Raw genomic sequence first — 21,018 nt, forward strand, 5'->3', positions numbered from 1 at the left:
CGCGAACGGAAGAAGGCGTCCAGCATCCCAACACGGCGTTTCGCGATGGTTGCGACGCTGTGTCCCCCGAATCAAGATGCCGCTGACCAAATCAGGGCGCACGCAAATCAGAGCGCGCCCAGACCAAGGCGCGCCCGGACCAAGACAGGCCCAGACCGACGCGCGCCCGGACCAAGACAGGCCCGGACCAAGGTGCCACGGTCAGGTCGAGGCCCGACGGACGAGATGGGTGTCGAGCAGGATGTGCGGAACCACGTCGCGCCCGGCGATCAGGTCGATGAGCAGGGCGGCCATCCGGCGCCCGAGGTCCTCGACCGGCTGGTGCACGGTGGTCAGGGGCGGGTCGGTACGCCGGGCCACGTCAGCGTCCTCGAACCCGACCAGCGCCACATCCCGAGGCACCGAGCGCCCGGCCTCGCGCAACGCCCGCAGCGCACCGGCTGCCATCAGGTCGCTGGCCGCGAACACCGCGTCGACGTCCCCGGCCGAGGCCAGCAGTGCGCGCATGGCCGCGTACCCCCCGGTCTCCGTGAAGTCACTCACCTGGACCACCTCGGAAGCATGCGCGGGCAACGCGGCCCGATAGCCCGCGAGCCGGTCCCGGCCGACGGTCATGTCCTGCGGCCCGGCTATCGTGGCGACGCGCCGCGCACCCCGGCTGATCAGGTGCTCGACGGCCTGGCGAGCGCCGGCGACGTTGTCCACGTCGACGAAGGGCGCCGGCAGGGACGGCCGCCCGCCGAGCACGAACGGCATCCGCCGGGACCGGAGCAGCGCCGGCAGCGGGTCGTCGTCGTGCAGCGAGAGCAGCAGTACGCCGTCCACGTGCTGTTCGGTCAGGTGGTGCTCGACCCGCTGCCGCTGCGCCGGTGTGGCCGCCATGGCCAGCCAGAGCTGCAGCGACGTCTCCAGCAAGGTCTCGTTGATGCCGCGCAGCACCCCGGCGAAGAAGGGCTCGCCGAAGACGCGTTCCTGCGATTCCGAGACGACTAGCGCAACCGCATCGGTACGCTGAGTCACCAGCGACCGTGCGGCCCGGTTGGGTACGTAGCCGAGCTGATGGATGGCCGCTTCGACGGCCGCCCGGGCCCGCGGGCTGACCTGCGCCGATCCGTTGACGACGCGGCTGGCCGTGCCCCGGCCGACTCCGGCCAGCGCGGCCACCTCTTCGAGGGTCGGCCGGCCGGCGACCGTTCGTGACTGCCTGCTCACATGGGCATTATGATCTGCCGGGCGACCGAACGGCATAGGCTGGCGTCGTGATCTGCCGAGCCGGCCGGGAGAAGTCGTGATCTGCCGAGCGCGCCGGGAGAAGTCGTGATCTGCCGAGCCTGCCGGGAGAAGCGGCACGACGACTGCCGCGGCGGCTCGTGGTGCGACTGCCAGCACCGGCCGGTCGAGCCGGTTCCGCCGGTGACGGGGCCGCCCGGCTCATGACCGAGGTCCGGCGGCTGTGGCCCGATCAGAGTGGGCCACTCGACGATGACGCGCTGCGTGACTGCTATGCCTATCCTGCTGGGCGGACGCTTCGGGTGAACTTCGTGAGCAGCGTGGACGGCGCGGCCACGGTGGATGGCCGGTCGGGCGGGCTGGGCGGCCCGGGGGACAAACGGATCTTCGATCTGCTGCGGGCCGGATGCGACGCGCTGCTGGTGGGGGCAAATACGCTGCGTACGGAGGGGTACGACGCACTGCGCCCTGATCCGGAGTGGCGGAAGGCGAACGGACTCCCGGCGTACCCCATCATGTCGATCTTGTCTTCCTCTCTTGATCTCGACCCTGACCAGGCGGTCTTCGCCGAAGCGCCACAGCCACCGATCGTGTTCACCGTTCCGCGAGCCGCCGCGCGAACCGCCCCCGACGCCGTCACGCGAACCGCCCCGGAAGCCGCCACGCGAACCGCCCCGGACACCGCCACGCGAGCCCACCCAGCAGCCGCCACGCGAGCCCACCCGGCAGCCGACCCCGGAGCTGCCCCGGCCGACCTGGGCGCCGAGCTGATCGCCGTCAGCGACCTGGCCGGCGCCGTCGCCGCGCTTCGGCAGAGGGGCGCGGCGAACATCCTCTGCGAAGGCGGCCCGAGCTTGTTCGGCCAGCTCATCGCGGCCGACCTGGTCGACGAACTGTGCCTCACCATCTCCCCTCGGCTCGCGGGCGGCAATGCCGGCCGGATCGCGCACGGACCGCCCACCGAAGCGCGCGAGATGGCGCTGCGGCACGTCCTGACCGACGGGAACCAGCTTTTCCTGCGCTACGCACGGGAGCAACCGCTTGTGGACAAAGCTGTGGACGACCACTAGAAGTTGTGGAAAGTCGATGCCAACCGACGTGGGGTCCGTCGATTTGTCGTACGCCTGGTGCACCATGATCCCGTGCTGGACGACGACACCCCCTCAGGCGACCCGGTCGGCCGCGTGCTCGGCACCGCCGACGCGACCCCGCTGGAGTTCTGGACGGCGGTGACCCCGGGGAGCTACCTCCAGCTCGACGACGTGGTGGTGACCCGGCGCGAGCTGCCGGGACGCGAGCCGGTGACGATCGCCGGGGTGGTCACCCAGGTGCGGGCCCGGCACGAGGGCGCCCAGTTCGACTCGGACGTGTTCGCGATCGCCGACGGCACCCTGCCCGCCCTGGTCCAGGAGGCGGCCGAGATCACCACGACCCGGGTCGACCCCGAGTTCTACGTGCCGCCGCAGCCGGGGGCCGTGGTGCACCGGGCCGAGGGCGACGCGCGGGACGCCGCCCTGCACTTCGACCGGATGGAGCGGCGGATCCCGATGGGCACCGGCCGCGACGGCGTGCCGGTCTTCCTGAACGCGGACTTCCTCGACGGCACCCGCGGCGCCCACGTGTCGATCTCCGGCATCTCCGGCGTGGCCACCAAGACCAGCTTCGCGACGTTCCTGCTCTACTCGGTGTTCCGCTCGGGCCAGCTCGGGGCCGACGGCACCAACGCCAAGGCCCTGATCTTCAACGTCAAGGGCGAGGACCTGCTGTTCCTCGATCATCCGAACACGCGTCTGGACGAGCCGACCACGGCGGCGTACAAACTCCTCGACCTGCCGGCGATGGCCTTCCCGGACGTCCGGGTCTATGCCCCGCCGCGGGCCGGCGACTCCACCGGCACGCCCGACGTGACCAGCCGGATCACCGGGGTGGACGCGTTCTACTGGACGCTCGACGAGTTCTGCGCCGGCCGCCTGCTGCCCTACGTGTTCGCCGACGCCGACGACGAGCGCCAGCAATACACCATGGTCGTCCACTCGGTCACCGCCCACCTGCAGCGGCACGCGGTGCCGGCCGAGGGTGGGATCAGCATCGACGGCAAGCGCCTGGGCTCGTACGGCGACCTCGTCGACCACATCGTCGAGCAGCTGACCGACGACGAGACCCGGTCCACCTGGGCCGGCTCGGCGATCAACATGGGTACCGTCAACGCGTTCGCCCGCCGGCTGATCGGCAGCAAGCGCGACCTGGCCCGGCTCATCCGCGGCGACCTGGCCGCACGCCGCCCGCACGCGATCAAGACGGCCGAGAGCGCCCAGGTCACCGTGGTCGACCTGCACAATCTGCCCGACCGGGCGCAGCGCTTCGTGGTCGGTGTGACGCTCAAGACCGAGTTCGACGACAAGGAGAAGTCCGGCACCGGCAAGCCGCTGCTGTTCGTGGTGCTCGACGAGCTCAACAAATACGCGCCCCGCGAGGGCACCTCGCCGATCAAGGAGGTGCTGCTGGACATCGCCGAGCGCGGCCGCTCGCTGGGTGTGATCCTGATCGGCGCCCAGCAGACGGCCAGCGAGGTCGAGCGCCGGATCGTCACCAACTCGGCCATCCGGGTGGTCGGCCGGCTCGACCCGGCCGAGGCGTCCCGCCCGGAATACGGCTTCCTGCCTCCGGCCATGCGCCAGCGCGCGCTGCTGGCCCGGCCGGGCACGATGTTCGTCAACCAGCCCGACATCCCGGTCCCGCTGTGCGTGGAGTTCCCGTTCCCGGCCTGGGCGACCCGCTTCTCCGAGGCCGGCCCGCCGCCGGCCTCGTCGACGCGGTCGATCGTGCAGGGCGCCGACCCGTTCGCGGTGGTGGGCCGCGCCGGTGCCACCGACGACGACATCCCCTTCTAGTGCCCACCCGTTCGCGGTAGTGGGTGGCCGCGCCGGTGCGACCGGCGACGACATCCCCTGCAAGGTTGCTGAGATTAAGGTGGCCCGATGCGCATCCTCCACACGTCCGACTGGCACGTCGGCAAGGTCCTCAAGGGTCAGAACCGCGAGGAGGAGCACAAGCAGGTCCTCGCCGAGGTGATCGCGATCGCCGAGCGCGAGCAGCCCGACCTGGTGCTGGTCTCCGGCGACCTGTACGACACGGCCGCGCCCGCCCCGGCCTCGACCCGGCTGGTCACCCGCGCGCTGTCGGCCCTGCGCCGCACCGGGGCCGAGGTGGTCGCGATCGGCGGCAACCACGACAACGGCCCGGCGCTGGACGCGCTGCGCCCCTGGGCCGAGGCGGCCGGCATCACCGTCCGGGGCAGTGTGTCCGGCAACCCCGAGGATCTGCTGATCAAGGGCGACGGCTGGCAGCTGGTCGCGGTGCCGTTCCTGTCCCAGCGCTACGCGATCCGGGCCGCCGAGATGTACGAGCTGAGCGCGGCCGAGACGCAGCAGACGTACGCCGACCATCTCGCCCGCCTGATCGCCCACCTGAGCGCGTCGTTCGACCAGCCCGGCCTGGTCAACCTGCTGACCGCGCATCTGACCGTGGTCGGCGCGTCGACCGGTGGCGGCGAGCGGGAGGCGCACACCATCATGGGGTACGCCGTCCCGGCCACGATCTTCCCGACCAACGCGCATTACGTCGCCCTGGGCCACCTGCACCGCGCCCAGCAGGTGGTCGGCCCGGCGCCGGTGCGCTACTGCGGCAGCCCTCTGGCCATCGACTTCGGCGAGGAGGAGAACGTCTGCGGCGTCTCGATCGTGGACGTGTCGGCTGACAAGGCCGCCCGGGTCCGCGACGTGCCGGTCACGTCGGCCAAGGTGCTGCGTACGGTCAGAGGAACCTTGGAACAGTTGTCGAAGGTGAACCTTCCCGAGGCCTGGCTCCGTGTCTTCGTGCGCGAGACCCCACGGGCCGGCCTACGAGAGGACGTGCAGGAGTTGCTGCCGAACGCGCTCGAGGTGCGTATCGACCCCGACATGGTCCCCGACCGCAAGAACACGCAGGCCCAGCGGCAGGGCCGCACCCCGCGCCAGCTGTTCGGCGACTACCTGGACAGCCGTGGCACCGGTGAGGACGGCGTCCGCGAGCTGTTCGACGAGATCTACGACGAGGTTTCGTCATGAGGCCCTTGCGGCTCGACATGGCCGGGTTCACCGTGTTCCGCGACGAGACCACCGTCGACTTCACCGACGCCGACTACTTCGCCCTGGTCGGCCCGACCGGCTCGGGCAAGTCGACGGTGCTCGACGGCATCTGCTTCGCGCTGTACGGCACGGTCCCGCGCTGGGGCGGCGCCCGCGGCATCGTCAACGCCCTGTCCCCGTCGGCCACCGAGGCCCGGGTCCGGCTGGTCTTCGAGTCGGCCGGCGACCGCTACGTCGCCACCCGGGTGGTCCGCCGCGACGGCCGGGGCAACGTCAAGACCGCCGGGGCCGGCCTGCAGCTGATGCCGTCCGGCTTCGACGTGACCCGGCTCGACACCGGGATGAGCCTGGACGACCTGGGCGAGGTCCTGGCCGGCACCCCGGCCGAGATGGACAAGGCGGTGATCGACGCCGTCGGCCTGCCCTACGAGCAGTTCACCAGCTGCGTCGTGCTGCCGCAGGGCCAGTTCGCCGACTTCCTGCACGCCAAGCCGGCCACCCGCCAGCAGATCCTGGTCAACCTGCTCGGCCTGCACGTCTACGAGGAGGTGCAGCAGCGGGCGGCCGGGCGGGCGACCACGGCCGAGGCCAAGCTGGGCGCCATCGACCAGATGCTGGAGGGGCTGGTCGACGCCGACGACGAGGCGGTCGCCGCGGCCGAGGCCGAACTGATCCGGATGCGCGAGCTGGCCACGGCGGTCGAGGCCGCGGTGCCCGGCCTGCGCGAGACCCGGCAGCGCGAGGCCACCGCGGCCCAGACCCGGGACGCGCTGCGGGCCGAGGTCGAGATCTTGACCGGGGTACGCACTCCGTCCGGCAGCGCCGAGCTGGTCGCGGCCGTGGCCCAGGCCCGCGAGGCGGCGGCCGTGGCGGCCGACGAGGTGCGCGGGGCCGAGGAACGGGAAGAGAAGATCCGCGGCGAGCTGACCGCGGCCGGCGACCCGGGCTCGCTCAAGCTGCTGCTCGACCGGCACGCCGAGCTCGACCGGCTGGGCGGCCAGGCCGAATGGTTCGCCGGCGAGGTCGAGGTGGCCGAGGTCGAGTACAAGGACGCGGCGGCCGCGGCCGAGCTGGCCCAGCACGCCCACACCGGCGCGACCCAGCTGCTCGAACAGGCCCGGGCCGACTACACCGAGGCCCAGAAACTCGACCGGGCCGTCGCGCTCCGCGCCCATCTGCGGGCCGGCGACCACTGCCCGGTGTGCGAGCAGACGGTGGCCGACGTGCCCGCGATGCCCGAGGGGTCGGCGGTGCAGGCGGCCGAGGCGACCGGCAAGGCGGCCCGGGCCGCGGCCGAGGTGGCCGAGGCGGCGTGGAAGCAACGCGACGCCGTGGCCCGCAAGCTGGAAAGCAACCTGGAACGCAAGCGCGCCCAGCTCGAGCACCACATGACCCGCCTGGCCGAGGTGCGCGCCCTGCTGGCCGACAAGCCCGGTGTGGACGCGGTCGAGCAGCAGCTGGCCGAGCTCAACCGGCTGCAGAAGCACCTGCGGGAGGCGGGTGTGCGGGTCAAGGCCAGCCGGGAGGCGCAGCGCAAGGCGCAGCGGGCGGTCGTCGTGGCCGAGGAGCAGCAGCGGTCGGCGTGGCGCTCGTTCGACGCGACGCGGGACGCGGTGGCCCGGTTCGGACCGCCGCCGGCGGACCGCGACGACCTGGCGGCCGCTTGGTCGGCCCTCGTTGCCTGGGCCTCGACCGAGCGGACAAATCGGACAACGTCCTTGGGCTCGGCCGAGGATGCGGTTTCATCGGCGCGCGACGCTACCCGGTCCGCCTTCGACGCGGTCGCCGCGTTGTTCACGTCGGCCGGCGTTTCTTCTCCGCCGGGTGACGACTCCGTGCTGATCCGGGCCGCCGCCGTCGCCGCCGAGCGGGCCGCCGCCACCTGGCAGCGCCTGGTCGACCGGCGCACGCAGGCCCAAGATCTGACGTCGCAGCGGGCCGGCCTGGCCCTGCAGGTGCGGGTGGCCAAGTCGCTGGCCGGGCACCTGCGGGCCAACAACTTCGAGCGCTGGCTGCTCGAAGAGGCACTCGACCTGCTGGTCGACGGCGCCTCCGGGATCCTGCGCGAGCTGACCGGCGGACAATACGACCTGGTACACGAGAAGGGCGAGTTCTGGGTCGTCGACCACTTCGACGCCGACCTGCGCCGGGGCGTGCGCACGCTGTCCGGCGGCGAGACGTTCCAGGCGTCGCTGGCCCTCGCCCTCGCCCTGTCCGAGCAACTCGCGGGCATGTCGGCCACCGCCGCCAGCCTGGAGTCGATAGTGCTCGACGAGGGGTTCGGCACGCTCGACGCCGCCACCCTCGACGTGGTCGCGGCGACCTTGGAAAACTTGGCCGCGCGAGGCGACCGGATGGTCGGGGTCGTCACCCACGTGCACTCCCTGGCCGAGCGGGTGCCGGTCCGGTTCGAGGTGCACAAGGACGCGCGTACGGCGTACGTCGAAAGGGTCGGCCTTTGACCACGATGTACGTGGACACGTGGGACCCGTCCTACGGCGCCTCGTTCGAGGGCGACGGTGGCGGCGACGGTCCCGCGTCGCCCAGCACAGCCCAGGTCGAGACCCACCACGAGGTCCCCGACGACGAGTGGTCCCCGATCGACGCCGAGCGCGGCGCCCAGCGACCAGACGTCGTGCTGCTGGTCGACGGGGTGCGGCGCAACGACGCCCTGCTCTGGACCCGCGAAGACGACGGCACCTCGTACGCCGGGCTGGCCGCCTCGTACGGCGCCGGCGTGGTCCGCTGCGACCTGGCCAACGGAGTGGCCGAACTGCTGCCCGGCGCCCGGGTCGGCCGCGGCCTGTTCACCGCCAGCCCGTCCGCCACCGACGTCCGGGCCGGCTCGGTCAGCTACACGGTCCGCCGGGTCAGCGGCACCGGCGAGGTCAGCAAGCTCCCCGCGGCCGTCCAGGCGCCGCTGACCGAGCTGGAGATCGAGATCTCCGGCGCCGCCCGCGAGCCGGACGACCTCCTGGTGGTCGACGGGCCGCTCCGCAGCCGCCGCCAGCTCCCCCGCACCATCGGCTACGTCAAAACCCAGCAGCGCCAATACCTGTCGGCCCAGCTCACCGGCGTCGTGACCGCCCTGCGTCCGAGCCAGCGCACTCCCTTGTTCAAGCTCGGCTCGATCTGGGGCGCCTGGAGCTGGTACCTCCGCCTGCCCGGCAGCAGCGGAGCGCCGTGGGCCGGCATCGTCCGCCTCGAGTGCTCCCCCGACCTCACCGTCGAGCAGGCCGTCGACCTGGCCGACGTGTCCGCGGTGACGGTCCCGCGGTTCGCCTCGTCCGCCTACAAAGATCCGCGCGCCCCGCAAAATCTGATCCCGATCGCCGGCCTGGAACGCCGCCTCCGGGGCATGCTCGGCGACGCCCGCGTGCTGCACCGCGCCCTGACCTTGTCCACCGCTCTCACCCGCCGATGACCAACCCGCTGGTCGCGGCCCCATCGTCAACCGGACCGAGCCCCTGGGCGGGCGTCTGGATCGCCGAGGACATCGAGCAGATCGTCCACGGCGTCCAGTCCGGCAGCTGGATCGACGGCACCCTCGGCGCGGTCAGCGCCGGCCTGGACGCGCTGGCGTTCATCTCCGACCCCATCGGCGGCCTCCTGCAGTACGGCATCGCCTGGCTGATCGAACACGTCAGGCCGCTGTCGGAGGCGCTCGACTGGCTGGCCGGCGACCCTGCCCAGATCGCCGCCCACGCCCAGACCTGGCGCAACGTGGCCGGCAGCCTCCGCACCGACGCCGACGACCTCATCCGCGCGGCCCGCTTCCAGGTCAGCGAGTGGACGGGCGCGGCCGCCGACGCCTACCAGACCTGGGCCGACCGCAGGACGCAGACCTTGACCGCCCTGGCCCGCGCGGCCGACGGCATGGCCCTGATCACCGAGGGCGCGGGCCTGCTGATCGGCACCGTCCGGACAATGGTCCGCGACGCCGTCGCCACCGTCGTCTCCCGCCTGATCACCTACGCCGCCGAGCTGCTGGCCACGGCCGGCCTGGCCACTCCGGTGGTAGCCGAGCAGGTCACCACGTTGTGCGCCGCGTGGGGCGCGCGCATCGCCCACTGGCTCAAGTCCCTGATCGCCAGCCTCCGCAAACTCGGCGACGCCATGCACCGCCTCGCCGACAACATCCGCCGCCTCCACCAGTCCCGCGGCATGGACGACATGGGCCGCCGTGCTGATTGGCGCGGGGCCGGGGAACGCCCGCAGCCGCCGACCCGTCCGCCGAACAGCCATCTCGCCGCCGGCGACCCGATCTACCACCGCGAGGGCGCGACAGCGATCGGCTACGACGTCAGCACCATGCGCAATTTCGACGCGGTACGCCCGCTGCCCGGCTACCACGACGTCGTCGTACACGGTGAACCGAACGGGCTCTTCCGGCCGGGCTACACCGGCGCGGACGGGCACCACCACCCGGCCAACTTTACCCACCCCCAGCAGATCGCCGATGCCATCCGAAACGACCCGCATTACGATGGCGGACCAGTGCGGCTCGTGTCCTGCCATACCGGCCGCTCCGACGTCCCCGGCGTGGTACCGGCCGGTCAGCAGGTCGCCGATGCCCTCGGGGTCCCGGTGATGGCACCGACCAACGCTGTCGGTGTGCCGGGCCGTGGCCGGGGCACGTTCGAGCCGACGATTCGGGACGGTGGCACGTGGGTGACGTTCGAGCCGAGGAGCGGGCGATGAGGACAGCCGGGATGTTCGCCGAGCTCGGCCGGGTGAAGCAGGACGAGCCACAGCCGAGCATCACCGACCACGTGCTGGCGTCACCGCTGCCGGACGCGGACCGGGTGGTCGCCTATCTGCGTGCCGGCCATCGCCTGCTCGATTTCATGGATATCAGTGACGACGTCTTCGACCCGAGCCGGCAGGTGCTGGGCGGGCCGAGCGTGCTGACCGACGGCGACTGGATGTGGCGGGACGACCTCGCCTACTACGTCGAGTGGCATCAGGTCACGCCGCCGCCCGAGCTGCTCGAGCTGATCCGCCGCCGCCACTACATCATGCCGATCGTGGCCGACGACGTTCTCGATGCCCTGGTCGAGCCGGCCGTCCGCCTCATGTCCTGAGGCGGTGAGCTCGACGAACGAGATACCACCGGTCAGGGCCTTGGAAGCCGTCGAGGGCGCGTACCTCAAAGCGATCGCCGAGGCGACGCCGGTCGGGGTGCGTGAGCGGCTGGGGATGACGGCCGCCGCGGTCGGTGACGGGACTGTTCTGGCTCTGCGCGACGACGGCCACGCGTTGTTCAACCGGGCGTCGGGGTTCGGGGAGCCGGTCACCGAAGAGGTTCTGGATCGGATCATCGAGGTGTTCCGGGCGGCCGGTGCGTCGAGTGCCACGCTCAAGTTCGCGCCGTCGGTGGTGCCGGCGGGGCTGGGGGCGGCGCGCGGGCTGACGCCGCAACCGGCGACGGTCAAGGTGGTGCGGGCGGCGGGCCGCGTGCCCGGAGCGCCGACGGGTCTGCGCGTCGGCCCGGTCTCGGCCGAGGACGAGGAGCGGTGGCTGCGGGTGGTGCTGGACCCGTTCGACGAACCGCCGCCGCTGCTGGGTGACGTGCTCGGCGCCACCTTCCGGCATCGGGGCAGCCGCCGGTTCGGGGCGTGGGACGGCGACGAGCTGGTCGCCTGCGGGGTGCTGTTCGTGGACGGCCCGACCGGTGTGCTGAAGAGCGGCGCCACGATCGCCTCGCGCCGGTCCCGAGGGGCGCAGTCGGCGTTGATCGCGGCCCGGGTGGCCGCCGCCGCGGAGGCCGGTTGCCGCTGGGTGGTGTCGGAGACGGCCGCGCCGGAGCCGGGCCGGCGGGTCACGTCGCTGGACAATCTGCTCCGGGCCGGGTTCGTCCACGCCTACGACTACGTGAACCTGCGCTGGGAACGCTGACTGGTGGATCAGCCCAATGCGAGGCGAGGCCCCGAAGGGCAGCGCGCCTAAGGCGTGTTTCATGACCCGGCCACGCCGCGGCCTCGGCCGGGTCGTGAAACACACTAGGCGAGGCGGGCCAGGTCGTCGCCCTGGTAGACGATGATCACCTGGTCCTCGGCGCCGGCGGCGGTCAGGGACTGACGGCGCAGGGAGAGGCGGCCGATCACCGGGTGGTCGAATTCCTTGCGTTCGTCGCGGGTCGGGCGCACGTCGTGGCGTTCCCACAGGTGGCGGAAGTCGTCGTTCGGTGAGAGCTCGTCGACCAGCGCCACCACGCGGGGGTCGCGGAGGTCCGCCTCGGCCCGCAGGGCCGCCGCCGTCTGGGCCGCGACCGTCGGCCAGTCGGGGAACAACGTGCGAACCGCCGGGTCGAGGAACATGTCGCGCACCAGGTTGCGCCCGGGCCCGTAGATCGGCGCCAGGGCCATCGCGACCTTGTTGGCGGCCACCACGTCGAAACGGCGGTTCCGCACGTACGCGGCGCTGGCCGGCCACGAGTCGAGCAGCTGCTGCAGGTCGACCGGGGCGACGCCGGCCGGAGCGGAGGGGGGCTCGGCCAGGCGGAAGAGGTGCGCGGTCTCGTCCGGGTCCAGGTGCAGGGCCCGGGCCAGCGCGGCGAGCACCTGCGCCGACGGATTGCGGTCGACGCCCTGTTCCAGCCGGGTCAGGTAGGGCTCACTGAGCCCGGCCAGCCCGGCCAGCTCATCCCGGCGCAGCCCGGTGACCCGTCGCCGGCCACGCGAGCCGGCGTCCGGCGGCTGGACGCGGCCGCGCCGGGCCTTGAGGAAGTCGCCGAGCAGGGTCATCGCCCGAAGGGTAACCCCGCGGGGGTTCTGGTTGCCTCCGGGCGGCGGGCGCACGGTGGAGCCATGAAGACATGGTTCATCACCGGCGCCTCCCGCGGCTTCGGCCGCCTCTGGGCCGAGGCCGCCCGGAAACGCGGCGACCGGGTCGCCGCCACCGCCCGCTCCATCGAGACGCTCCCGGCGCCTTCCGACGACTTTCTGCCGCTGCGGCTGGATGTGACCGACCGGGCGGCGGTCCAGGCGGCCGTCGAGCGGGCCGCCACCCGTTTCGGCGGGCTGGACGTGGTGGTCAACAACGCCGGGTACGGGTTGTTCGGGATGCTCGAGGAGGTCACCGAGGAGCAGGCCCGGGCTCAGCTCGACACCAACTTCTTCGGCGCGCTCTGGGTCACTCAGGCCGCGCTGCCGTTCCTGCGGGCCCGGCCGGGTGGCCACCTGCTTCAGGTGTCGAGCATCGGTGGCCTGGTCGGCTTCCCGACGCTGAGCCTCTACAACGCCTCGAAGTGGGCGCTGGAGGGGATGAGTGAGGCGCTGGCCCAGGAGGTCGGGCCGCTCGGCGTCCGGGTGACGATCGTCGAGCCGGGACCGTACGGCACCGACTGGTCGGGGTCGTCGGCCGTGCACACCGAGCCGATCGCCGCGTACGAGCCGATCCGCGCCGCCCGCCGCGCCGGCGCCACCGCCCGGGCACCGCGTGATCCGGCGCTGACCAGCGACGTCATCCTCGAGCTGGTGGATGCCGAGGAGCCGCCGCTGCGCCTGTTCCTGGGCGATTACCCGTACCCGATCGCCGCGGGGGCCTATCAGGAGCGGCTGCGGACCTGGGACGCCTGGCGCGCCCTGTCGACTCGGGCGTAGGGTAATTCATCACGCGATGAGTTCGGGAGGCGGCGATGGCGGGCGGCGTACGCAAGGTCTGGCTCCAGCTTTTGAAGAACACCCTCAACCGGGGTACGAAGCGGCTGGCCCGGGTCGGGATCGGGCCGTTCTCGCTGGTGCGACACGTGGGGCGCAAAACCGGCCGGGTGTACGAGACGCCACTCATGCTGGCCCGCGCCGGCGACGACTTCGTGGCCGAGCTGACCTACGGCCCCGACGTCTCCTGGTATCGCAACGTGATCGCGGCCGGCGGCTGTGTCGTGGTCGACGGCGGCCGCGAACACGAGATCATCCGGATCGAGGACTATCCCACCGCGGCCGGCATGCGCGCCTTCGGCTATCCGGCCGCGGCCGTGCTCAAGCTGCTCCGGCGTACGGAGTTCCGGCTGCTCAGTCCTCGTCCAGCTCCGGGTCCCGGGGCGTCGGACGCAGCCTGACCTGGGTGATCGCCCGGCCCGTGACCTCGACCACCTCGGCCGTGAACTCCGGCCGGTCGACCACCTCGCCGGGCGCGGTGGGGATGTGGCCGAGCGCCGCCAGCACCAGGCCGGCGATCGTGGTGTAGTCGGCGTCCTCGTGCGACTCGCCCTCGAAACCGAGGTCGGGCAGGTCGTGGATGGGGAACGATCCGGGCATGAGCAGGGCGCCGTCGTCCTCGCGGACCACCGCTTCGACATCGCGGTCGGTCTCGTCGTAGATCTCCCCGACGATCTCCTCGACCAGGTCCTCCATCGTGATGATGCCGTCGATGGCGCCGCGCTCGTCGACCACCATGGCCAGCTGCTGGCGTTCCACCCGGAGCTGGCGCAGCGCGTCGGAGACCCGCAGCGTCTCGGGCAGGAAGAGGCCGGGGCGGGCCAGCTCGTCCACCGGGCCGGTGGCCGCCACCAGGTCGCGCAGGTGCACCACGCCGATCACGTCGTCCAGGCCGGCCGGACCGACCACCGGCGCCCGCGAGTGGCCGCTGTCCATCAGCAGCTTGAGCGCCTCGCCGGCGGGCGAGCCGGTGGGCAGGCTGAGCACGTCGCGGCGGGGCACCAGGATCTCCCGCAGGATCCGGTCGGCGATCTCGAAGGCGCCGCTGATGATGGTCCGCTGCTCGGCCGAGAACTCCTGCTGGGCGGCGACCATGTCGCGGATCTCCTCGGTGCTGACCTCCTCGCGTTTGGCGTTCGGGTCGCCGCCGGCCAGCCGGACCACGACGTCGGTGGTGACACCGAGCAGCCACACGATCGGGCGGGAGATGGCCGACATGACGTCCAGCGGGCGGGCCACCAGCATCGCCCAGCCCTCGGCCCGCTGCATCGCGATCCGTTTCGGCGCCAGCTCGCCGAGCACCAGCGTGACGAAGGTCAGCGCGATGGTGACCAGCACGATCGCGGTCGGCGGGGCGGCCGCGCCGAGGAAGCCGAGCGGCTTGACCAGCGGCTTGGAGAGCGAGACGGCGGCCGCCGCCGACGCCAGGAAGCCGGCCAGCGTGATGCCGATCTGGATGGTGGCCAGGAACCGGTTGGGGTCACGGGAGAGCCGGGCCAGCACCCGGCCGCGCCGGGACTGTTTCTCCAGCCGCTGCACCTGGCTTTCGCGGAGCTGGACGAGCGCCATCTCGCTGCCCGAGAAGGCGGCGTTGACCAGCACCAGAACGAGAACAAGGACGATCTCGCCGCCTGTTCCACCCATGTCAGCAGCACACCCTCAGGCTCGAATGGGAAGGATCACGAAGGGCACACGCTACCGAAAGGTCGGTCAGAAGCGGGCGAAGGACCGCACGGGCATGCGCGGGCCGAACTTCGGGGCGCCGATGCCGCCGGAGGCGAGCAGGTCGCAGACCCGGGCGCGGTGGCCACGGAACGGTTCGAGCAGCTCGATCATCCGTTGGTCGGTGCCGCGGGCCTCACCGGCCAGCGCCCAGGCGACCGTGTTGGGGATGTGGTAGTCGCCGACGCTGACCGCGTCCGCGTCGCCGTAGGTGGTGCGTACCGTCTCGGCCGCGGTCCAGACCCCGATGCCGGGCAGGGCGGTCAGGCGGCGGGTGGCCTCGGCGCTGTCCGCGCACGCTTCCAGCCGCGCGGCGACCGCGGCCACGCGCAGCAGGGCCTGGGTCCGCCGCTGCTCCACGCCGAACGGGTGGAACACCCAGTACGGCGTGGCCGCCACCGCGGCCGGGTCGGGTGGGAGGGTCAGGCCGCCCGGTCCGGGGGCGGGCTCGCCGAAGTGCCGGATCGTCGCCCGGTAGGCCCGGTGCGCCTCCTTGCCGGTGACCTTCTGCTCCAGGACGGCCCGGAGCACCCGGTGGAAGAGCAGGTTGCTGGCGGGCATGCGTACCCCCGCGAAGGTCTTGGCCAGCCGGGCGATAAGCGGGTGCCGCGCCGCCATGGCCGGCCAGTCCTCCACCTCGTCGCGCAGCCCGGCGATCGCGTCGGCGTGGTCGATCAGCCAGGCCGCGCCCGGCCCGTGGCCGGTCGCGACGATCTCGGTGCCGGTGCGGGCCAGGTGCAGGGTCGCGCTTCCTTGGGGGGTACGCGCGGCCAGCCAGAAGTCGTTGCCGTCGAGCCGCGCACACGGGTCACCCTTGGTCGCGATCAGCGACCCCACCGTGCCGGCCAGGTGATAGCGCTCGGGCAGGGCCAGCCGCCGGGTCACCTCCACACTCACCGATCCACTCTCCCACAACCGACGCGCTGCCCGGACATGCCGATGGCCCTGACTGCGCTCCCAGTCAGGGCCATCGGAGGCGACGGCGAACACCCGAGTAGGTCCGCGTCGCCGGTGCCGGAGCTGCGTGCTCGACCCGATCGTGGTCCCGCGCCTCCTTTCGTCAGCCGTTTCCGTGTCCGGGCCGACTGCCGCGGGTGCCGTCCTCAGGGGGGTGGACGGCGGTTTCCGGATTTCCGACGGGGGGTCCCGGCGGCGGTGGGCGGGGCTTGCTCAAGGCCCATGCCCGGCCGCCAGGGTTCGGAGTCCCGGAGTTCGCGACAGCGCTCCGCGTGTTCAGTTGTGACGGGGTACGGCCTCAGCCGCGCCGGCGGCCGTTCTGCTGCTGCTGCTGACCCTGCTGCTGCTGGTCACCGGCCTGCTGGTCCTGGCCGTCCTGCTGGTCGCCACCCTGCTGCTGGTCGCCGGCCTGCTGGCCGCCCTGCTGCTGGTCGCCACCCTGCTGCTGGCCACCTTGCTGCTGGCCACCCTGCTGCTGGTCGCCACCGTTGCCGCCACCGTTGCCGACCTCGAGGCGGAAGGAGTCGAAGCCGGGGGTCTGGTTGGCGCGCTGCATCATCGGGATGCGGTGCGAACCGTCACCGAGCCACGAGGAGCACTGCTGGGTGCCGGCGGTCTTCAGACCCGGGACGTTGATGTCCACGGTGTCCGGGGTCGCGCTGCCCTTGCTGTCCTCGGTCGCCACGAAGAAGTCCGGCGCCGGGGCCGGGTCGGGGGCGGCGTTGGTGCTCTGCAGGACGCGGCACGCGGTGTGGAAGTGACCACGGACGATGCCGTTCTGCAGGATCGAGCTCTCCACGTAGTAGCCACCCTGGCCGGCCGCGAGGAACCGGTCCCGGATGATGTTCCGGGTGCTCACCTTGATGGTGAACGCCTCACCCACGTTGACCTGGTCGGGGTGCTCGGTGATGAGCAGCGTCGGGTTGTTCTGCTCGGTACCGACCTCACCGAACTCGGTGGTGACGCAGCGGTTGCCGTTCTGGAATCCGTCGTGCTCCTGGAGCTGGCTCTTGCTGCAGTCCCGGGCCAGGATGTCGAGGCCGGCCCCGGGGGGCGGGGTCTGTGCGCCGCCGTTGTTCTGACCGCCGCCGGTCTGGCCGCCGCCGGTCTGACCGCCACCGTTCTGGCCGCCACCGGCGTTGGTGTTGCCGCTCTGGCTCGGCTGGGGCTTGCCGCCACCGGTGTTGTTACCGGCGTTCTGCATGACCCACCGACGGCACCGGTCGCGCAGCGTCTGCGTGCTCGGCACGTCGCTGGCGCCGTCGTCGGAGTGCTGGGTCACCTTGCCCTGCTTGTAGGTGCCCTTCTTGGTCTCCGAGGAGAGCTTCGACGAGCGCGGGGCCTGGATCCGGTCACACGCGGCCAGCGCGCGGTCGGTAGACCGCTTGGTTGACGCGTCCGACACCTGTGTGACAGTGACAATCGCACCGAACGCCACGATGGTGGCGGCCGCGGCGATGAGGCGCCGCTTGCCGGTGAGCCACTTCGGGCCCTTGGTTGCGCGCCGGTACTGAGACCTTCGCATCTGAGGAACACCTTTCTTGAACACACGTGGCGGCGGTGGGTGCCGGCCGAGGGGGTGATACGTACGGCCTGGTCGGCTGGCCAGGTCGGTTCGCTGACGCTCCTACCGGGCTCGGAGGATGCGCATCGTGGTGATGACACCGGCGACGAGGGCCGCCGCCAGGACCATGAGGATCACTGAGGTGTTGATGCCGGTGACGCCTCCGGATCCGGACGCGGCCGCCAGCATCTGCTGGTCCACCGGAACCGGGCCCTTCGCTGCCGCCGGCGGAGCCGCCGTCGGCAACGCGCCGTACTGAACGAGCCCGCTGCTCTCCAGCAGGGTCATGTGGGTCATGACGAACTGGTTGGTCTCTTGCGCCAGCTTCCGGACCGAGTCGTTACGCGTGCTCGCCCGGATCGTCGCGATGGCGGGGAAGATCTTCCCGTGGGCCGCCCGCAGGCGGTCGATGTAGATCTGGTCGAACGTGGTGTTGTTCGCCGCCGCCATCTCGTCGATCCAGCCCTGCTGCTCGTCCGAGGGACGGGCCGGCAGCGCCACACCGAGCTGCTTGGCCACCTTGACGTCGGCCTTGTCCAGCGTCACGTGCTGAGCGCCGATGGACTTGCCGACCGCCTGGATCCGTGGGTCCTTGGACTTCGTCTGCGCCATGTTGCTGGCCGGGATCTCCCAGAGCCCGGCCATCCGAACCTTCACCAGGAAGTCCCGGTCGGCCGCCGATACCTCACCATTACCGGTTTCCGGCTGGTTGCTGCTCGACGGGATCGGAACCGGCACGTCCGCGGCCTGTGCCGCGACGGGTACCGACAGTAGCGTCAGAACCATCGCCGAAATGCTTACGAGCCAGCGGGAGAACCGGCGCGGCAAGCGAGCGGCAATCATCTGAAGAAACACCTCCGACAAAGAATCCGGTAAGAACCGTAGAAGCGTTGATCGGTGATTCGCAATGCCGTCGAGCGGAAATGCGGAACACTTAGGAACGGCCTAAAAAAGATTTATGGGAGCGGTGTTGAACCCTCGGGCATCATCCGTTCGGACGATGCCCGATTGTCACGCTCAGTAGCTGTAGTCGGATCCAGCGCCGCCGGCGGCGTCACCCTTGTCGTCCGAGGACGGCGGCGCGACGGGCTTGGAGACGGGCGGGAGGCAGGTCAGGTTCTTCTTGCCGGTCGGCTCGATGACGAACCACTTACCGCCGACGTTCTGGCCCTTCCACTGACCGGCCTTCTTGTCGCCGATGTAGGTGTAGACCGGCCACTTGTCGATCGTGATCTGCTTGCTGCCGTCCTTGCGGGTGACCGTGCCGACCAGCTTGGCGTCGACGCCCTTGAGCTCCGGCTTCCCGTCGGTCAGGGCCGGGGGCCAGACCTTGGCGCAGTCGCCCTCGCAGTTGGTGGCCGCCTCCGGCTTGTTCTTGTCACCGTCGAAGCGGTAGAGAACGAAGCCCTCCTGGTTCACCACGACCTTGCCCATGCGCTTGACCGTGGTCCCGGTCAGCTCGCTGGTGACGTCGTCGCCGCTCAGCTTGCCGGCCTTGTCGGCGGTCGACGTCGGGTCCGCGGTCGGCTCACCCGTCGGTTCGCCCGTGGGCTCACCGGTCGGCTCTCCGGTCGGCTCCGGCGTGGTGTCCACCGCGTTGGCCGCGGGGGCGACGCCACCACTACCGTCGGTGGCCGACGAGTTGTAACCGGCCGGGGCGCAGCCAGGGAGCGTGAGCGCCGCGGTGATCGCAGCGCCGACGACCATCAACTTTCGCTTCTCCGGTGTCACTTCGGGTCCTCCACCGTCTGAGTTTCCGTCTGCCTTTTCCGCGCAGTAGTACGCGGGCAGCGCGCGAGCGGTTGAACGGGAAGCGGCTCAATTTTCCTTGTTTTTTGTTTGAACCGTCCGGCGCCGTGATCCGTATGTATGGGACTCGGCCGGCCGGAAATACGACGAGGCCCGGCCGTGATCACGGCCGGGCCTCGCTGAATCGCTGTGGGTTACGGAGTGGTCACCAGGGTCGGCGAACTGCCGCTGGCGGTCACTTCCTGCACCTGGAGATGCGCGATCTTCTCCTTGGGCAGCGCGGTCACCGCGGACATCACCAGCGGCTCCGGACGCTGGGCGGTACCCCAGCCCTTCTCGCCCACCGTCCAGCTGGAGAGCACCTCGGTGCCGCCGTCGGTCCGGATCGCGACCAGCCGGCACGTCTTCGGCCCCTTGATGTTGGACACCGCGAACTGCACCTGGGTGCCCAGGTCCTTGGTCTCGAGCCCGGCGTCGAGCCGGACGCCGGTCCGGGAGTCGGTGCCGCCGACCCGCTCGCCGGCCAGTTCGGTGCCACCGATACCGGTGCCACTGTTGTTCGGTGGAAGCGGGTCGAGCTGGGTCGGGCCGCCGGCCGCCTGCGGGCTCTGCGGTGACTCCGGCGCCAACCAGCGGGCCCCGGCGAACAGGGCCCCGACCGAGAGCATGGCGAAGATGACCACCGCCGCGGCCAGCGAGTAGAGCCGCCGGCTGTTGGCCCGCCGTCGCTCGCCGCTGACCGTACGGATCATCTTCTTGAGGACGAGGCCGTCCTTGCGGGACTCCTCGGTGGCCACCAGCGCGTCCGCGTCGACATCGGCCAGTATGTCGGCGACCTGGAGAAACGACTCCAGCTCGACGGCGCAGGCCGGGCAGTCGATGAGATGGTCCTCGAACCGGCCGGCGTCGTGCTCGTCGAGGATCCCGAGCGCGTACGCCGCCACATCGAAGTGCTGTTCCTGCGTCATTCCGTCACCCCCCGCTGCTGCAGGGCCGTACGCAGAGCCCGCAGAGCGTAGTACACACGTGACTTGGCCGTACCCAACGGCAGACCAAGCACCTCCGCCGCTTCCGGAACCGTCCGGCCGCGGAAATACGTCTCGACGAGGATCTCCCGATGCGACTGGCTGAGCGTCTTCAGCGCGTCGGTGACCGTCATCAGTTGCAGCACCCGATCGGTGTCGTCCGCGGTGCTGGGAAAACTCTCCAGCTCGCGGTCGTACGTCTCCGGGGGGCGGGCGCTGGTGCTGCGGTGATCGTCGATCGCGATCCGCCGCGCCACCGTGACCAGCCAGGGCCGCAGCGACTGCTGCCCCTGAGCGCCGAGCCGGTGTGCGTTGCGCCAGGCTCGCAGCAGGGTCTCCTGCACGATGTCCTCGGCACGCTGCCGGTCGCCGCCGGTGAGCCGCAGCACGAACATCAGAAGCGGGCCCGCATGCTCCTCGTAGAGCATCTTGACCAGCGTGTCCTCATGATCCGTGCCGGCTGCCGAACCGTGTCGCGGGGCCTGTCGGGGAATCACCGCACCATCATTCTCCGCACCGCCGCCTCCGTCGAGAGCCTGCCACCGACCACCGGAACCTCGTCCCGTCATGCCGTGCACCTCGCCCGGTGCACGTCGCTCCATGACTGACGCATGCATCGATTCCTCCTGCCGGTGCCAACCCCGTCACCCTCATTACGGGTGCGGTGCCCAGCGGGGATCAACGCGGACGCAAGAATTTCTAAAGGTTCCGCAGTAGCGACGAACAACGTTCCTCCGGGGGGCGGAAGTCTGGGCCATGAATGACGACAAATCATCCATCTGCACCGATATGCGCGGTGGGGCAGGCGAATCTTACTCACTTCTGCGCGCCCGGCGTTAGCTGAGTACCTCAGCGTTGCCACGGCGTCGCACTGCGCTGCACCACACCCGGGGCGACGGGAACGGGCGTGCCCGACGGTAGCGGAGCCTCGGCGATCTGCCCACCGCCGGGACCCGCGACAACTCACCCGGTGTGCGACTTTC

The 21,018-nt window shown here is 71.2% G+C and carries 19 protein-coding genes; 10 read left to right on the forward strand and 9 right to left on the reverse strand.

Features of this window, described 5'->3' with window-relative positions; genetic code table 11:
• Positions 1-201 precede the first annotated feature (201 nt).
• On the reverse strand, positions 202-1,212 hold the full coding sequence (locus tag ACGFIO_RS08715) for a LacI family DNA-binding transcriptional regulator (RefSeq protein ID WP_392823865.1): 1,011 nt from the start codon (positions 1,210-1,212) through the stop codon (positions 202-204).
• Between the two features lie 221 nt (positions 1,213-1,433).
• On the opposite strand from ACGFIO_RS08715, the gene ACGFIO_RS08720 reads away from it, so the two are divergent.
• The 8 genes from ACGFIO_RS08720 (at position 1,434) to ACGFIO_RS08755 (ending at position 11,255) form a co-directional block, all read left to right on the forward strand.
• Positions 1,434-2,300, forward strand: a complete 867-nt coding sequence (locus ACGFIO_RS08720; protein ID WP_392823868.1) for a dihydrofolate reductase family protein — start codon at positions 1,434-1,436, stop codon at positions 2,298-2,300.
• Between the two features lie 72 nt (positions 2,301-2,372).
• Positions 2,373-4,121, forward strand: coding sequence for an ATP-binding protein (locus tag ACGFIO_RS08725; protein ID WP_392823871.1), 1,749 nt, complete (start codon positions 2,373-2,375; stop codon positions 4,119-4,121).
• 87 nt (positions 4,122-4,208) lie between these two features.
• Entirely contained in the window at positions 4,209-5,336 is a 1,128-nt protein-coding gene (locus ACGFIO_RS08730; protein WP_392823873.1) for an exonuclease SbcCD subunit D, read from the forward strand.
• Entirely contained in the window at positions 5,333-7,819 is a 2,487-nt protein-coding gene (locus tag ACGFIO_RS08735; RefSeq protein ID WP_392823875.1) for an AAA family ATPase, read from the forward strand. Before ACGFIO_RS08730 ends, ACGFIO_RS08735 begins: the two co-directional genes overlap by 4 nt.
• The gene (locus tag ACGFIO_RS08740; protein WP_392823876.1) at positions 7,816-8,781 is read left to right on the forward strand and encodes a hypothetical protein; all 966 of its coding nucleotides are present in this window, start codon (positions 7,816-7,818) and stop codon (positions 8,779-8,781) included. Before ACGFIO_RS08735 ends, ACGFIO_RS08740 begins: the two co-directional genes overlap by 4 nt.
• Entirely contained in the window at positions 8,778-10,058 is a 1,281-nt protein-coding gene (locus ACGFIO_RS08745; RefSeq protein WP_392823879.1) for a WXG100 family type VII secretion target, read from the forward strand. Before ACGFIO_RS08740 ends, ACGFIO_RS08745 begins: the two co-directional genes overlap by 4 nt.
• The gene (locus ACGFIO_RS08750; protein WP_392823881.1) at positions 10,055-10,441 is read left to right on the forward strand and encodes a hypothetical protein; all 387 of its coding nucleotides are present in this window, start codon (positions 10,055-10,057) and stop codon (positions 10,439-10,441) included. Before ACGFIO_RS08745 ends, ACGFIO_RS08750 begins: the two co-directional genes overlap by 4 nt.
• Positions 10,442-10,445: 4 nt before the next feature.
• On the forward strand, positions 10,446-11,255 hold the full coding sequence (locus ACGFIO_RS08755) for a hypothetical protein (protein WP_392823883.1): 810 nt from the start codon (positions 10,446-10,448) through the stop codon (positions 11,253-11,255).
• Between the two features lie 104 nt (positions 11,256-11,359).
• Here the strand turns inward: ACGFIO_RS08755 and ACGFIO_RS08760 are convergent, their stop codons facing one another.
• Entirely contained in the window at positions 11,360-12,103 is a 744-nt protein-coding gene (locus ACGFIO_RS08760; protein WP_392823886.1) for a helix-turn-helix domain-containing protein, read from the reverse strand.
• A gap of 63 nt (positions 12,104-12,166) precedes the next feature.
• Between ACGFIO_RS08760 and ACGFIO_RS08765 the strand changes: the two genes are divergently transcribed.
• Positions 12,167-12,961, forward strand: a complete 795-nt coding sequence (locus ACGFIO_RS08765) for an SDR family NAD(P)-dependent oxidoreductase (RefSeq protein ID WP_392823888.1) — start codon at positions 12,167-12,169, stop codon at positions 12,959-12,961.
• 35 nt (positions 12,962-12,996) lie between these two features.
• On the forward strand, positions 12,997-13,419 hold the full coding sequence (locus ACGFIO_RS08770) for a nitroreductase/quinone reductase family protein (RefSeq protein ID WP_392823891.1): 423 nt from the start codon (positions 12,997-12,999) through the stop codon (positions 13,417-13,419).
• On the opposite strand, the gene ACGFIO_RS08775 is transcribed toward ACGFIO_RS08770, so the two are convergent.
• The 7 genes from ACGFIO_RS08775 to ACGFIO_RS08805 all read right to left on the reverse strand — a co-directional run bounded on the left by ACGFIO_RS08775 (position 13,373) and on the right by ACGFIO_RS08805 (position 20,652).
• A complete protein-coding gene (locus tag ACGFIO_RS08775; RefSeq protein WP_392823894.1) occupies positions 13,373-14,662 on the reverse strand; it encodes a hemolysin family protein in 1,290 nt (429 codons plus the stop codon). The genes ACGFIO_RS08770 and ACGFIO_RS08775 overlap by 47 nt on opposite strands.
• Before the next feature lie 66 nt (positions 14,663-14,728).
• On the reverse strand, positions 14,729-15,631 hold the full coding sequence (locus tag ACGFIO_RS08780) for a DNA-3-methyladenine glycosylase family protein (RefSeq protein WP_392824353.1): 903 nt from the start codon (positions 15,629-15,631) through the stop codon (positions 14,729-14,731).
• A gap of 364 nt (positions 15,632-15,995) precedes the next feature.
• Positions 15,996-17,222 (reverse strand): Pecanex-like protein 1, encoded by a 1,227-nt coding sequence (locus ACGFIO_RS08785; RefSeq protein ID WP_392823896.1) that lies wholly within the window; start codon positions 17,220-17,222, stop codon positions 15,996-15,998.
• Positions 17,223-17,324: 102 nt separating this feature from the next.
• The gene (locus tag ACGFIO_RS08790; protein ID WP_392823899.1) at positions 17,325-18,047 is read right to left on the reverse strand and encodes a DUF4142 domain-containing protein; all 723 of its coding nucleotides are present in this window, start codon (positions 18,045-18,047) and stop codon (positions 17,325-17,327) included.
• 231 nt (positions 18,048-18,278) lie between these two features.
• The gene (locus ACGFIO_RS08795; protein ID WP_392823901.1) at positions 18,279-18,992 is read right to left on the reverse strand and encodes a hypothetical protein; all 714 of its coding nucleotides are present in this window, start codon (positions 18,990-18,992) and stop codon (positions 18,279-18,281) included.
• 212 nt (positions 18,993-19,204) lie between these two features.
• On the reverse strand, positions 19,205-19,978 hold the full coding sequence (locus ACGFIO_RS08800) for an anti-sigma factor family protein (RefSeq protein ID WP_392823903.1): 774 nt from the start codon (positions 19,976-19,978) through the stop codon (positions 19,205-19,207).
• On the reverse strand, positions 19,975-20,652 hold the full coding sequence (locus ACGFIO_RS08805; protein ID WP_392823906.1) for a sigma-70 family RNA polymerase sigma factor: 678 nt from the start codon (positions 20,650-20,652) through the stop codon (positions 19,975-19,977). Before ACGFIO_RS08805 ends, ACGFIO_RS08800 begins: the two co-directional genes overlap by 4 nt.
• Positions 20,653-21,018: the final 366 nt, after the last annotated feature.

It is taken from the genome of Actinoplanes sp. NPDC049265 (assembly GCF_043197135.1).
GTDB lineage: Bacteria > Actinomycetota > Actinomycetes > Mycobacteriales > Micromonosporaceae > Actinoplanes.